The sequence below is a fragment of the Sinomonas albida genome (assembly GCF_004919045.1).
GTDB classification, from domain to species: Bacteria; Actinomycetota; Actinomycetes; order Actinomycetales; family Micrococcaceae; genus Sinomonas; species Sinomonas albida.
On the sequence record NZ_SWDW01000010.1, the window covers coordinates 80,819 to 93,456 of the forward strand.

Annotated in this window: 13 protein-coding genes; 6 read left to right on the top strand and 7 right to left on the bottom strand. The window is 69.2% G+C overall.

Going from position 1 to position 12,638, the window contains the following annotated elements:
- The first annotated feature begins 100 nt into the window (after window positions 1–100).
- The 5 genes from E6A26_RS11470 to fabF all read left to right on the top strand — a co-directional run bounded on the left by E6A26_RS11470 (window position 101) and on the right by fabF (window position 5,145).
- On the top strand, window positions 101–1,339 hold the full coding sequence (locus tag E6A26_RS11470; protein ID WP_136611334.1) for a PucR family transcriptional regulator: 1,239 nt from the start codon (window positions 101–103) through the stop codon (window positions 1,337–1,339).
- Between the two features lie 110 nt (window positions 1,340–1,449).
- Window positions 1,450–2,403, top strand: coding sequence for an ACP S-malonyltransferase (locus E6A26_RS11475; RefSeq protein ID WP_211129092.1), 954 nt, complete (start codon window positions 1,450–1,452; stop codon window positions 2,401–2,403).
- Window positions 2,400–3,461, top strand: a complete 1,062-nt coding sequence (locus tag E6A26_RS11480; RefSeq protein ID WP_136611336.1) for a beta-ketoacyl-ACP synthase III — start codon at window positions 2,400–2,402, stop codon at window positions 3,459–3,461. The genes E6A26_RS11475 and E6A26_RS11480 overlap by 4 nt, the downstream gene beginning before the upstream one ends.
- A 108-nt stretch (window positions 3,462–3,569) precedes the next feature.
- The gene (locus E6A26_RS11485) at window positions 3,570–3,815 is read left to right on the top strand and encodes an acyl carrier protein (protein ID WP_136611337.1); all 246 of its coding nucleotides are present in this window, start codon (window positions 3,570–3,572) and stop codon (window positions 3,813–3,815) included.
- Between the two features lie 94 nt (window positions 3,816–3,909).
- Window positions 3,910–5,145 carry a beta-ketoacyl-ACP synthase II gene (gene fabF, locus E6A26_RS11490; protein WP_136611338.1) on the top strand — a complete coding sequence of 412 codons (1,236 nt, stop codon included), beginning with the start codon at window positions 3,910–3,912 and terminating at the stop codon, window positions 5,143–5,145.
- Window positions 5,146–5,296: 151 nt separating this feature from the next.
- Here fabF and E6A26_RS11495 read toward each other — a convergent pair whose 3' ends face one another.
- From E6A26_RS11495 to E6A26_RS11515, 5 genes are all read right to left on the bottom strand, one after another.
- Window positions 5,297–5,800 carry a DUF3145 domain-containing protein gene (locus E6A26_RS11495; protein WP_136611339.1) on the bottom strand — a complete coding sequence of 168 codons (504 nt, stop codon included), beginning with the start codon at window positions 5,798–5,800 and terminating at the stop codon, window positions 5,297–5,299.
- A 237-nt stretch (window positions 5,801–6,037) separates the two neighbouring features.
- Window positions 6,038–6,973, bottom strand: a complete 936-nt coding sequence (locus E6A26_RS11500; RefSeq protein WP_407695379.1) for a tyrosine recombinase XerC — start codon at window positions 6,971–6,973, stop codon at window positions 6,038–6,040.
- Window positions 6,974–7,148: 175 nt separating this feature from the next.
- On the bottom strand, window positions 7,149–8,198 hold the full coding sequence (dprA, locus tag E6A26_RS11505) for a DNA-processing protein DprA (RefSeq protein WP_327407533.1): 1,050 nt from the start codon (window positions 8,196–8,198) through the stop codon (window positions 7,149–7,151).
- A gap of 179 nt (window positions 8,199–8,377) precedes the next feature.
- On the bottom strand, window positions 8,378–9,931 hold the full coding sequence (locus E6A26_RS11510) for a YifB family Mg chelatase-like AAA ATPase (RefSeq protein ID WP_136611341.1): 1,554 nt from the start codon (window positions 9,929–9,931) through the stop codon (window positions 8,378–8,380).
- Window positions 9,928–10,284, bottom strand: a complete 357-nt coding sequence (locus E6A26_RS11515) for a YraN family protein (protein ID WP_136611342.1) — start codon at window positions 10,282–10,284, stop codon at window positions 9,928–9,930. Before E6A26_RS11515 ends, E6A26_RS11510 begins: the two co-directional genes overlap by 4 nt.
- 237 nt (window positions 10,285–10,521) lie before the next feature.
- Between E6A26_RS11515 and E6A26_RS11520 the strand changes: the two genes are divergently transcribed.
- A complete protein-coding gene (locus E6A26_RS11520) occupies window positions 10,522–11,502 on the top strand; it encodes a DUF998 domain-containing protein (protein WP_136611343.1) in 981 nt (326 codons plus the stop codon).
- Window positions 11,503–11,559: 57 nt separating this feature from the next.
- Here E6A26_RS11520 and E6A26_RS11525 read toward each other — a convergent pair whose 3' ends face one another.
- Window positions 11,560–11,883, bottom strand: a complete 324-nt coding sequence (locus E6A26_RS11525; protein WP_136611344.1) for a DUF2469 domain-containing protein — start codon at window positions 11,881–11,883, stop codon at window positions 11,560–11,562.
- The gene (locus E6A26_RS11530; RefSeq protein WP_136611345.1) at window positions 11,880–12,638 is read right to left on the bottom strand and encodes a ribonuclease HII; all 759 of its coding nucleotides are present in this window, start codon (window positions 12,636–12,638) and stop codon (window positions 11,880–11,882) included. The genes E6A26_RS11525 and E6A26_RS11530 overlap by 4 nt, the downstream gene beginning before the upstream one ends.

A 12,638-nucleotide genomic window follows, 5' to 3' on the forward strand; every position in this document is an offset into this window, starting at 1 on the left:
GCGTCGCCGTCGTCGTCCGCTGGCCAGCGCCCCGCGCAGCCCCCGGGTTGTAGCCTTCGCACAAATTCGGGCCGTGGGAGCCCGCGGCTATGCTCTTCACATGCCCCACCAGACGCACGCGTCCGGCGGCCCCCGCAGGGGCCGACTGACGGCCTCCCCCGCCAAGGCCGAGACGCTCAAGAAGCTGCGCAACAGCGTCGGCCAGCTCTCGACGACCACGACGCGCGAACTCGAGCGCGCGCTCCCCTGGTACGGCCGCCTGAGCGCGGACGAGCGCTCCGCGCTCGGACTTGTGGCGCAGAACGGCATCGCGGCGTTCGTGACGTGGTACGAGCGGCCGAGCCTGCCCTCGTGGGTCCTCTCCGACGTCTTCGGGAACGCACCGACCGAGCTCACGCGCTCGATCAGCCTGCAGAAGGCGCTGCAGCTCATCCGCATTGTCGTGGAGGTCGTCGAGGATCAGGTGCCCAACCTCGCCTCGGAAGAAGACCAGCCTGCCCTCCGGGAGGCCGTGCTCCGCTACTCGCGGGAGGTCGCGTTTGCGGCGGCGGACGTCTACGCGCGGGCGGCGGAGACGCGCGGCTCGTGGGACACCCGGCTCGAGGCGCTCATCGTCGACGCCATCCTGCGGGGCGAGAACACGGACGCCCTCCGCTCGCGCATCGCCGCCCTCGGCTGGAAGGCGCAGGAGCGCTTCTCGGTCATGGTCGGAGGTTCGCCGCTCGAGCCGAGCCCAAGCTATGTGGGTGAGGTGCGGCGAACGGCCGGCCGCTACGCCCAGGACGCCCTCGTGGGCATCCAGGGTGACCGCCTCATCCTCATCCTCGGCGGGGTCACGGAGGACGAGACAGCCTACGCGCGGCTGAGCGAGATCTTCGCCCCCGGCCCGGTCGTCTTCGGCCCGCAGGCCGAGAGCATCCCCGAGATCAGCGCCTCGGCGCAGGCCGCGTTCGCCGGACTTTCCGCCGCGCGCGCCTGGCCCAACGCCCCGCGACCCGTGTCCGCGGACGACCTGCTCCCCGAGCGCGTGGTTGCGGGCGACGACGCGGCGCGGCGCGCGCTCGTCCAGAAGATCTACCGGCCGCTTCTCGCCGCCTCGAACGGGCTGGTCGAGACGCTGAGCGCCTACCTCGAACTCGGGCACTCCCTGGAGGCGACCGCACGCGAGCTGTTCGTCCACGCGAACACCGTCCGTTACCGGCTGCGGCGCGTGTGCGACGTCACCGGCTGGGATCCACTCCTGCCGCGCGAGGCGTTCGTGCTGCAGACCGCCCTCGTGGTGGGGCGGCTCGCGGCCCACCCTCCGGGCCGCGAGAGACAGGCCCGCCAAGGGGCCTGAAACGCCCCGCGCGGCCTCAACCCTCGTTGTAGACTTCCTACAATCCGCGTTCTGGAGCTTGGTGCGCGCGGGCACCGCTGGAACTGTCCACCCTTTGGAAAGCTGGAATCGTGCTAGCAATTGTCTGCCCTGGACAGGGCTCCCAGACGCCGGGCTTCTTGGCGCCGTGGCTTGAGCTGCCCTCCGCCGTCGAGCATCTCGGCTCGCTCGGCGAAGTGGTGGGCCTCGACCTCATCGCGCACGGGACGACCTCGACTGAAGAGACCATCAAGGACACGGCTGTCGCGCAGCCCCTCATCGTGGCCGCTGGGCTCGTCGCCGCACGGACCCTCTTCGACGTCGAACTCTCGACTCTCCCCATCCTGCTCGCCGGCCACTCCGTCGGCGAGATCACCGCCTCGGCCCTCGCCGGCGTCCTGAGCGAGTCGGACGCCATGAAGTTCGTGGGCCTGCGTGCCCGCGAGATGGCGAAGGCCGCGGCCGTGACGCCGACCGGCATGAGCGCGGTGGTAGGCGGCGACCCGGACGAGGTCCTCAAGGCCATCGAAGCGGCTGGCGCCTCGCCCGCCAACGTCAACGGCGGCGGCCAGGTCGTCGCGGCCGGGACCACGGAGCAGCTCGCGCGCCTCGCCGAAAACCCGCCTGCCAAGGCCCGCGTCATCCCGCTCAAGGTCGCGGGCGCGTTCCATACCCAGCACATGGCTCCCGCCGTCGCCGCTCTCGACGAGCTGCGTCCCCAGCTCGGCGTGTCCGATCCGGAGGTGCCGCTCCTCTCCAACTTCGACGGACGCGAGGTCGTCTCCGGCCCCGCCGCGGTGGAGAGCCTCGTCGCGCAGGTCTCCCGACCCGTGCGCTGGGACCTGTGCATGGAGACCATGAAGAGCCTCGGTGTGACTGGGCTCATCGAACTTGCCCCGGCCGGCACGCTCGCGGGGCTCGCGAAGCGGGGGCTCCCGGGCGTGAAGGCCGTCGCGGTCAAGACGCCGGCAGATCTCTCTGTGGCGCTCGAGCTGTTCGCCGCGGACGCCGAGCAGAACCCTTCGACGGAAGATGAGACGGTATGAGCGTCCCCACGCTGCGCCAGACCCAGACGCGCGAGTACTCCCGCATCATCGGGCTGGGCGTCTACCGCCCGTCCGTGCTCGTCACGAATGACGACGTGTGCCAGTGGATCGACTCCTCCGACGAATGGATCCGACAGCGCACGGGCATCGTGACGCGCCACCGGGCCCCTGCCGAGGTCGAGCTCATCGACATGGCCGAGGCCGCCGCGCGCGAGGCCCTCGAGAAGGCCGGGATCGAGGGATCCCAGCTCGGCGCCGTCATCGTCTCCACGGTGACGCACCCGTACGCGACACCGTCCGCGGCAGCCCTTCTGTGCGACCGGATCGGCGCGACCCCAGCTCCTGCCTACGACATTTCAGCGGCGTGCGCCGGCTACTGCTACGGCATCGCGCAGGCCGACGCCCTCGTGCGCTCGGGCTCGGCCGACTACGTCCTCGTGGTCGGCGCCGAGAAGCTGAGCGACTTCATCGACAACAGCGAGCGGAGCATCTCGTTCCTGCTCGGGGACGGCGCGGGAGCCGTCGTCATCGGCCCGTCGGAGACGCCGGGCATCGGCCCTTCGGTGTGGGGCTCGGACGGCAGCAAGTGGAACACGATCGGGATGACCCACTCGCTGCTCGACGTGCGCGACCTGTCCGACGAGGCGGAGCGCGACGGCGCGGGCAACGCCGCGGCGGTGCTCGGGACCGAGGCGAAGATCTGGCCGACTCTGCGCCAGGATGGCCAGTCGGTGTTCCGATGGGCTGTCTGGGAGATGGCGAAGGTCGCAAAGCGCGCGCTCGACGCCGCGGGCATCGGGCCCGAGGACCTTTCGGCGTTCGTGCCGCATCAGGCGAACATGCGTATCATCGACGAGATGGTCAAGCAGCTCAAGCTGCCGGAGAGCGTTATCGTGGGCCGCGACATCGCGGACGCCGGCAACACGTCGGCGGCCTCGATTCCGCTTGCCACTCACCGGCTGCTCGAGGAAAACCCCGAACTGAGCGGCAAGCTTTCCCTCCAGATCGGTTTCGGCGCCGGGCTCGTGTTCGGCGCCCAGGTCGTCACCCTCCCCTAGTCCCCCAACGCGCCGGGCGGAAGCGGTCGGCGCGTGCGAAGCCAAGCCGCACAAGCGGCTTGCCCAGCAAAGCCGGCGGAAGCCGGCAAACCCAGAAAAGGAGCCGACATGGCTAGCAACGAAGAGATCCTCGCCGGCCTTGCCGAGATCATCAACGAGGAGACCGGCCTGGCCCCTGAGGCCGTTCAGCTCGAGAAGTCCTTCACCGACGACCTCGACATCGACTCGATCTCGATGATGACCATCGTCGTGAACGCCGAGGAGAAGTTCGGTGTGCGTATCCCCGACGAGGAGGTCAAGAACCTCTCGACCGTCGGCGACGCCGTGGACTTCATCTCCAAGGCCCAGGCCTGATCTTTCCCGCGCGACGGCCGGTACCCCTTGGTGCCGGCCGTCTGCTCCATCCGGGCAGCCGTCCTGGCTCCAAGACTCGTCGAAAGAGGGAAGCATGGCCCGCAAAGTTGTCATCACCGGTCTGGGCGCCACGACCCCCGTGGGCGGAGATGTCCCGACGTTGTGGCAGAACGCCCTCAAGGGAGTCTCTGGCGTCGTCAGGCTGACCGATGACTGGGTCGAAGAGTACGACCTCCCGGTCAAGATCGCGGCCAAGCTCGCCGTGCCCGCGGAGAACGTCCTGGGCCGCGTCGAGATGAAGCGCATGGACCCGTCCACGCAGTACGGCGTCATTGCGGCCCGAGAGGCGTGGCGGGACTCCGGGATCGAGGAGATCGACCACGACCGGCTCGCCGTGGCCTTTGCGACGGGAATCGGCGGCGTGTGGACGCTGCTCAGCGCCTGGGACACGCTCAAGGAGAAGGGCCCGCGTCGAGTTCTCCCGATGACTGTGCCGATGCTCATGCCGAACGGCGTTGCGGCGGCCGTGAGCCTCGACCTCGGTGCCCGCGCCGGGGCGCACACGCCGGTCTCGGCTTGCGCCTCGGGAACGGAAGCCATGGCCGTGGGCCAGGAGCTCATCCGGTCCGGCAAGGCGGACGTCGTCATGGTGGGCGGCGCTGAGGCGGCTATCCACCCCATGCCTCTCGCGGCCTTCGCGTCGATGCAGGCGCTCTCGAAGCGCAACGATGACCCCGAGCACGCGTCCCGCCCCTACGACATCGACCGCGATGGCTTCGTCATGGGCGAGGGAGCAGGTGCGCTCGTACTCGAGGCCGAGGAGCATGCGCTCGCTCGCGGTGCGCGGATCTACGCCGAGCTCGCCGGCACGTCCGTCACGGCCGACGCGTACCACATCACGGCACCGGATCCCGAAGGCCTCGGCGCCACGCGAGCACTCAAGGCCGCGATGTTCGATGCCCGCGTCCAGCCCGAGGACATCGTCCACATCAACGCGCACGCGACGTCGACCCCGGTCGGGGACAAGCCCGAGTACACGGCGCTTCGCGCCGCGCTTGGTGCCCAGGTGGACGATGTCGCCGTCTCGGCCACGAAGTCCCAGATGGGCCACCTGCTCGGAGCCTCCGGCGCAGTGGAGGCCGTTCTGACGGTCCTCGCGGTCTACGACCGGAAGGCTCCCGCAACCATCAACCTCGAGCACCAGGATCCCGAGATCCCGCTCAACGTGGTGACGACCGCGCGCGATCTGCCCCAGGGCGACATCGTCGCGCTGAGCAACTCGTTCGGCTTCGGTGGCCACAACGCAGTCCTTGTGGTGCGAAACCACTGACGCCTGTGCGGCTTGATGCGTGCAAGCCTTGATGCAAGCAGGCTCTGACGCATGCGAACGGCCGTGGGGCTCGCCGGATTGGCGGGCCCCACGGCCGTTTGCGCGATGGAGTGTTCTCGGCGCCGGGCAAGCGCCCGGCGCGATGGTGTTGCTAGCCGACCTGGTGCAGCCAGCGCACGGGGGCGCCTTCGGCTGCATGGCGGAACGGCTCGAGTTCCTCATCCCAGGCTTCGCCAAGGGCGAGTGAGAGTTCGTGGAACACCGCGGCGGGGTCGCCAGCACCGGATTCGTAGGCGTACCGAATGCGGTCCTCGGTCACCATGATGTTTCCGTGGACATCGGTGGTCGCATGGAAGATTCCGAGTTCGGGGGTGTGCGACCAGCGCGCTCCATCAACCCCAGGGCTCGGCTCCTCCGTCACCTCGTAACGGAGATGTGCCCACCCCCGAAGCGACGACGCCAGTTGGGCCCCCGTCCCGGGAGCACCCACCCATGAGAGCTCGGCCCGGAACATTCCGGGCGCGGCAGGCTGCGCCGTCCACTCGAGATCTGTCCTCTTCTCGACGACGGAGCCAATGGCCCACTCGACATGCGGGCACAGCGCACTCGGTGACGAGTGCACGAACAGCAGACCACGGGTCATCACTGCAGACATTCCATCCTCCATCGCTGTCGGTACGTCTTCCCCTACGACCGTCAGCACATGGAGCGTGTGTGATCCTGTGGCGATTGAGTTTTCTGGGTCGCGATACAGAACGCTGCACACGGCCGCCACGGTCATTCTGCCCGACGGTTGGCGATTCCGCCAGCACCGTGCCGCGACACGCGGCGTGTCTCACGGCGTGTCTCGCGGTGGGTCCCCTCTGGGCATCGCCTTCGGCTGATGCGGCCATCAAGCCCGCGGATGCGCCTGGACGTAGCTCGCGCGGAGTCTTTCGACCGAGACGTGTGTGTAGAGCTGGGTCGTCGCTAGGCTCGAATGACCCAGCAGCTCCTGCACGGATCTGAGGTCGGCGCCACCGTCCAGAAGATGCGTCGCGGCCGTGTGCCGGAGGGCGTGCGGGCCGCTCGCCGCGGTGTCGCCGAGGGCCCGGAGCGCGGCGTCGACCGATTCCCGCGCCTGGCGCTGCCCGAGCCTTCCCCCGCGCTTGCCGAGGAACAACGCTGCCCCGCTTGCGGCAGTGGCGAGCGCGGTCCGCGCCCCCATCCAGCGCACGAGCGCGTTCGCCGCCGGGACGCCGAACGGAACCGTCCGCTCCTTGTTGCCTTTTCCGAGGACGCGCACCGTGCGAGCCGAGAGATCGACGTCGTCCAGATCCAGGCCCACGAGTTCAGACACGCGGATACCGGTGGCGTAGAAGACCTCGAGGAGCGCCCAATCGCGAACAGCCACGGGATCGCCGCCCTCTGCCGCCGACTCAACGTCCGAGAGCATCCGGCGGGCCTGGTCTTCATGCAGCACGTCCGGAAGATCCCCGTGCCGTTTGGGAGAGGCGAGCCGCAGGGCGGGATCCACTTCAAGGAGTCCCTCTCGGACGGCCCACGACGTGAACGAACGGACTGCCGCCGATCGGCGGGCAAGGGTCGCACGGGACAACCCGCCCTCGCTCTGCTTCCCGAGCCACCGGCGGAGACTCGCGAGGCCGACGTCGCCGAGCTCCCTAGCGCCATCCTGCTGGGCGGATTCGAGCATCGATGTGAGATCGCCCTCGTAGGCTCGCAAAGTGTGCTCGGACCGGCCCCGGCCCAGCGAGAGGTACCTGAGGAAGCCCTCAAGGGGTTCCCTCAGGCCCAGGGCCAGGGGTTGGCGATCGCGCACAAGCCCCACTGTGGTGGCCCTCAACGCGCCGCACAAGCCGACACCCCTCTCGTAACAAGAACGAGACCACGACCGGACAATCGTCCGCGGGCGACCGACCGGACAGTTGTCCGCGGGGCGATGAGGACGATCGTCCACGCGGCGACGAATGGCTGGGCGGCCGCCCTGCGCCCGAGGGCGGGTCTCACCGCCCCGCGCGTCGCCAGCCCGTGCCCGAGTCGGTACACAGCCCGAGGAGCTCGAGTCTGCCGAGGCCGGCCCGTACCTGGGCTGGCTTGAGCCCCGCGACGTTCGCGAGCCGCTCGATCGTCGTTCCCTGCTTCAGCGGAAGCGCGTCGAGCAGCAGGACATCTTCCACGGACAGCCCGTCGTGGACGGCCCGCCTCGCGACCTTCTCGTTCTCCAGGCCGACTCCGACCGGCGCAATGAGCTCGTAGACCTCGTTGACGTCGGTCACGCACACAGCGGCCCCATCCCGCAGGAGCCGGTGGCACCCGGCTGAGCTTGGGCTGAAGACGGAGCCCGGCACGGCCCCGACCGGCCGCACGAGATCGGCCGCGTGGTTCGCGGTGCTCAACGCGCCCGATCGATAGTTGGCTTCCACCACCACAGTCGCGCCGGCGAGGGCCGCGATGAGTCGGTTCCGGCGCAGGAACCGGTGCCGCGTCGGCGCACCGCCTGGTGGCAACTCGGACGCAAGGAGCCCTTGGCGCGCGATGGCACGCAGCAGCTCTTCATTGCCTGAGGGATAGTAGCGATCGAGGCCGCCCGCCATGATGGCCACCGTCGGCAGCTGCGAACCGTCCGAGGTGAGCGCCGCCCGGTGCGCCTGAGCGTCGATACCGTAGGCGCCGCCGCTCACCACGGTGACGCCGCGGACCACGAGGCCTCTAGAGATCTCGCCGGCGACCTCAAGTCCGTAGTTCGTCGCATCGCGGGATCCGACGACTGCAGCGCATCGGCGCACGCTCGGGAGATCCTCCTCGCCGCGGACCCACAGAGCGATGGGCGCCTGAGCCCCGAGGTCCGCGAAGCCATCAGGCCACTCCCGGTCCTCCGGCGTCACGAGCCGGCCCCCGAACCGTGCGATCGTCTCGAGATCCCGTTCTGGGGCCAGATCCGCGACCCGGCCGCGCCAACGCTCCTTGGCACTCGCGAGCCCTTCCCACGACTTGGCTCCGCCCCCAAGAACGATGCTCCCCACCGCAGCGTCCAGCCGGGGGCTGGATCCCACGCGGCCGGAAGCAACAGCGAGCGCCTCCACAGGTCCCAATACACCCACGAGCGCAGATCCCGTGGCATCGCCGGGCTCCATGAGGCGGGTCAACGCAGCCCGCGCGACCCTTGACGTGGCGAGGGCATCGCGGTCTCGGGGCGCTCCCAGCCCGCCGCCGCGCGCTCGCAGTTCCCCGCTCACGCTGCTGGCTCCGCGGCGCGCAGGAGGAGCCCCTGGGCGACTTCGTCGCTCCCCGGCCGTTCGACTCCGGTGACGTCGGCAATGGTCCACGCGATCCTCAGCACACGGTCGTAGCCGCGGGCGGTCAGCTTCTGATTCACCATCGCCTGCTCGAGCGAACGCGTCGCCGACGATGGGAGCCGCAGCGCCCCGCGAAGTATGCGGCCCGGCACCTCGGCGTTCGTCGCGAACCCGTAGGGCTGAAGCCGCTCGGCCTGCCGGAGCCTTGCCCCACGAACGCGCTCCGCGACCTCGGACGACGACTCCCCCGGCTGCCCCACGCCGAGATCGACCATCGATACGCGACGCACCGCGAGCTGGATGTCGACCCTGTCGAGCAACGGCCCTGAGAGCTTGGCCTTGTAGCGACGTCGCGCTTGAGGGGTGCACGTGCACTGGAGGCCCTTGCCCGTGGACTGCCCGCAGGGACACGGATTTGCAGCAAGGACGAGCTGGAACCGCGCCGGATAGGTGGCCGCGCCCGCGGCACGGTCGATCCGCACCTCCCCGCTCTCGAGGGGCTGACGCAATGCCTCCAGCGCGCGAGAGTCGAATTCGGGCGCTTCGTCGAGAAAGAGCACCCCACGGTGCGCGCGCGAGGCGGCCCCGGGTCGAGGAATCCCCTGCCCTCCCCCGACAATCGCCGCTTGAGTAGCGGTGTGGTGCGGGTTCTCAAATGGCGGCCTCCGGATGAGTTCGCGCGTGGCACTCGGATGGCTCGAAAGCGAATGAATGGCGGTGACCTCCATCGCCGCCTCGTCGTCAAGCTCGGGCAGAATCCCGGGAAGCCGTTCGGCGAGCATCGTCTTCCCGGCGCCAGGTGGTCCCATCATCAGAAGATGGTGCGCGCCCGCAGCGGCCACCTCAAGCGCTGCCCGAGCCTCATGCTGGCCGGCAACATCACGCAGGTCGAGGCTCCCGCTTCGTGGTTCCGCCTCGCTCCCGTGGTCGACCTGGCCGCCCGGCCGGCCCTCCTGCTCGGCGAGGATCACGCTCAGTGGATCCGCACCGAAATCGAGGACGAGACTGCCCAGGGACTCGTAGGAGTGGACCCGCGCGCCGGGCACGAGCCGCGCTTCGAGGGCGTTGTCAGTCGCGACGACGACCTCTGGACAGCCTGCCCGCACGGCCGCCATGACCGCTGGCAGGATGCCTTGGACGGGGCGCAGGCGTCCGTCGAGGCCGAGCTCGGCGATGAAGACCGTATCCGCGGGCGGCCGGATGTCGCCCGCGGCAGCAAGTGCCGCGACGGCGATCGCCAGATCGAACGCCGTGCCGCGCTTGGGCAATGAGGCCGGAATGAGATTCACCGTGATCTTGCGTCGGCTCAGCGGCAGCCCGGAGTTCTGCGCCGCCGAGCGCACCCGCTCCTTCGCCTCGTTGAGCGCCGAGTCCGGCAACCCCAACAGCACGAAGGCCGGGAGCGTTTGACCGATGTCAGCCTCGACCTCGACCACATAGCCGTTGAGCCCCACGAGCCCGATTCCCAAGGCCCGGCCTACGCCGCTCATGCGACACCCCGCAGGTGCTCGAGAACGGGCGACTCAAGCTGGGCGCCGGTCACGGCAATGACGTCGACGCGCCTCCCCAAATGCGCCACCGGATGCTCGCGAGCCCACGATGAGGCGAGCCGTGCCACCCTGCCCAGTTTGGCGGCGTCGACCGCTTCGAACGGGTGCCCGTAAGCCCACGACGACCGAGTCTTGACCTCGACGGCGACCAACACGCCGCCGTCGAGCGCCACGAGGTCCAGCTCCCCCTCCTTGCAGCGCCAGTTCCTGTCCAAGATGACCGCCCCGGCGGCCCTGAGATAGTCCTCCGCAAGCCGCTCACCGCGCTGCCCGAGCCTGTCTTTCGCCCTCATGCGTCCAGACTGCCGTGCGGAGCGCGGGCGGATCGGGCCGGAAGCCACGGTTGTGGACGATCCTCGGGAAGGAGTTAATGTTGAGGACCAAGCCGAGGCTCCAGCGCCGGAGAAGCAGCCTCGATCCGTGACAGAGAGCGTGATCAAATCGACAGCGCGCCCCCGCGCATCGCACGATATCCGTCATCTGGCGCGAATCGCTTGAGGTTTATCCATCGAAGCGCGTTAATCGTCGCCATGAGCGTCATCTCCTGGGCGGCCGACCAGTTGGACGACTGGTCGAAGGGCCGAAACCCCAACCCGGCAGACAGCCGGCACCTCATCGGCTCGTGGGCGGCGAAGAGCCTCCTGCAGTACTTCGCCGTCGAGTGGATCGTGTTCCTCTCGTGGAGCGACTACGCCTACCTGCGCAATGTCGTGAGCGACCTGGGCGCTCGCGGGTGCCATTCGGTCGACGGCCAGACGACGTGCCGCTCAGCGTTCGTCGCAGCCGATCTCTCGTTCATCCTCATCGGCGTGGGCGTGACCGTTGCCGCGCTGCTCACCACCTCGACGGTTCTCCGGGTGGGCGGCCGATTCGCGCGGCATGAGGAGGAAGCACGCCTCTCGAGATCCGAGGGCAACACCGACCTCACGGCGGCAAAGCGTCTCATCCGCCACCTCGGCGGCGAACACGAGGGACGCAAACTCACGCGAGCACACCACCTCACGACCGCGACCCGATGCGCCATGGCCATCGCAGGGCTCGCGGTGGTGGGCGTCGGAGCCTTCCCCGAGGATCTCGACGGCTGGGGCGGCGTGCCGTGGGGACATCTGATCAGCACGTCCGTCTTCCTGGTGTGCGCCGTCCTCACGCTCGTCCTGCTCGGTCTCCTGTGGCTCGAGCCGCGCCCCTGGCCCGCCCGAATCCTCCTTGCCCTCGCGGGCATCGCCACGATCGATGGAGCGCTGTTCCTGATCAAGACCGTCGCATCCATGGCCGGGCACCCTGAAGTTCTGGGCGACCTCACTGGGCTCTACGAGCGCGGTGTCATCTACGGATTCATCTTCGGAATGGCCGTCATGGGGTGGACGCTCAGCAGCGGGGCCCACAGGCGCCCAGTCGCAGCAGGCTCCGGAAAGCACCGCGTCGCCGAAGACTGTGTCACCTCGCTGAACGGAAAGCGCCGGCCGGACTCCGGATCGACCACGGTCCCGGTGAGCTCAACGGCGGCGTAGCCACATCCGGGGCCCCCGGGTCAATCGGGATGACACTCGCCCCCGGCGGAGCAGAATCTAGTTGCCCAGTCCGTCCTTCGGGAGGGCGAGGTCCTCGACCTTCGGCAGTTCCTCGACGTTGACGTCCTTGAACGTGATGACCCGGACGCTCTTCACGAACCGCGCGCTGCGGTAGACGTCCCAGACCCATGCGTCCTGCAGGGTAAGGTCGAAGTACACCTCGCCGTCGGCCGAGCGGGCCTGGAGGTCGACATGGTTCGCGAGGTAGAAGCGGCGCTCCGTCTCGACGACGTAGCTGAACAGGGAGACGACATCCCGGTATTCGCGGTAGAGCTGAAGCTCCATGTCGGTCTCGTAGTTCTCGAGGTCTTCTGCGCTCATAGTCCTATCTTCCTCCCGCCCTCGAGGGGGTCCCCTGCGAACCCTTCGAGGTTCCAACTCCTGCGGTGCCACACCGTTGGCCCGTAAGCGGCCAGCGCGGCCCGGTGGTCCGGCGTCGCATACCCCTTGTTGATCGCCCAGCCGAACCGGGGGTCGTCCTCCCCGACGCGCATCATGATGCTGTCCCGCTCGACCTTGGCGAGAATACTCGCAGCGGCGACCGCCTGGCATTTGAGGTCCGCTTTGATCATCGTCTGGACAGGGACAGCTGGCCCGGCGACGACGTCGCCGAACAAGGCCTCCTGCCCGCCCCTCCGAAGCCAGTCGTAATTGCCGTCGAGATGGACGACGTCGGGCACGACGCCCGCCGCCGCGATGTCACCGAGCGCCCGGGTCCCGGCGAGGCGCAGCGCCTCCATGAGCCCGAACTCGTCGATCTCCTCCGCGGCCGCGTGCCCGACCGCGCTCGCGACGCCCCAAGACCGCACAAGCGGGACGAGCTCCACCCGCTTCTCGGGGGCGAGCAGCTTGCTGTCACGCAGGACAGTCCTGGTCCGAACGGTCCGCACGTCGATCACGACGACGCCCACGCTCACGGGCCCCGCCAGCGCTCCCCGTCCAACCTCGTCGCACCCGGCCACGAGGGGCCCGTACTCGCCCGCGAGGCGACGCACGTAGCGCAGCGTGGGGGCGGCGGCTGGGGGTCGCCGGGCCGCGGGCTGCCGTCCGGGGACGGCGGGCTGAAGTGCTGTCAT

Bases quoted from the DNA above. Each gene is read 5' to 3' on its own strand.
- E6A26_RS11470 (WP_136611334.1), top strand. From the start codon at position 101: ATGCCCCACCAGACGCACGCGTCCGGCGGCCCCCGCAGGGGCCGACTG.
- E6A26_RS11480 (WP_136611336.1), top strand. From the start codon at position 2,400: ATGAGCGTCCCCACGCTGCGCCAGACCCAGACGCGCGAGTACTCCCGC.
- E6A26_RS11485 (WP_136611337.1), top strand. From the start codon at position 3,570: ATGGCTAGCAACGAAGAGATCCTCGCCGGCCTTGCCGAGATCATCAAC.
- fabF (WP_136611338.1), top strand. From the start codon at position 3,910: ATGGCCCGCAAAGTTGTCATCACCGGTCTGGGCGCCACGACCCCCGTG.
- E6A26_RS11495 (WP_136611339.1), bottom strand. From the start codon at position 5,800: ATGTCTGCAGTGATGACCCGTGGTCTGCTGTTCGTGCACTCGTCACCG.
- E6A26_RS11510 (WP_136611341.1), bottom strand. From the start codon at position 9,931: ATGAGCGGCGTAGGCCGGGCCTTGGGAATCGGGCTCGTGGGGCTCAAC.
- E6A26_RS11515 (WP_136611342.1), bottom strand. From the start codon at position 10,284: ATGAGGGCGAAAGACAGGCTCGGGCAGCGCGGTGAGCGGCTTGCGGAG.
- E6A26_RS11520 (WP_136611343.1), top strand. From the start codon at position 10,522: ATGAGCGTCATCTCCTGGGCGGCCGACCAGTTGGACGACTGGTCGAAG.
- E6A26_RS11525 (WP_136611344.1), bottom strand. From the start codon at position 11,883: ATGAGCGCAGAAGACCTCGAGAACTACGAGACCGACATGGAGCTTCAG.
- E6A26_RS11530 (WP_136611345.1), bottom strand. From the start codon at position 12,638: ATGACAGCACTTCAGCCCGCCGTCCCCGGACGGCAGCCCGCGGCCCGG.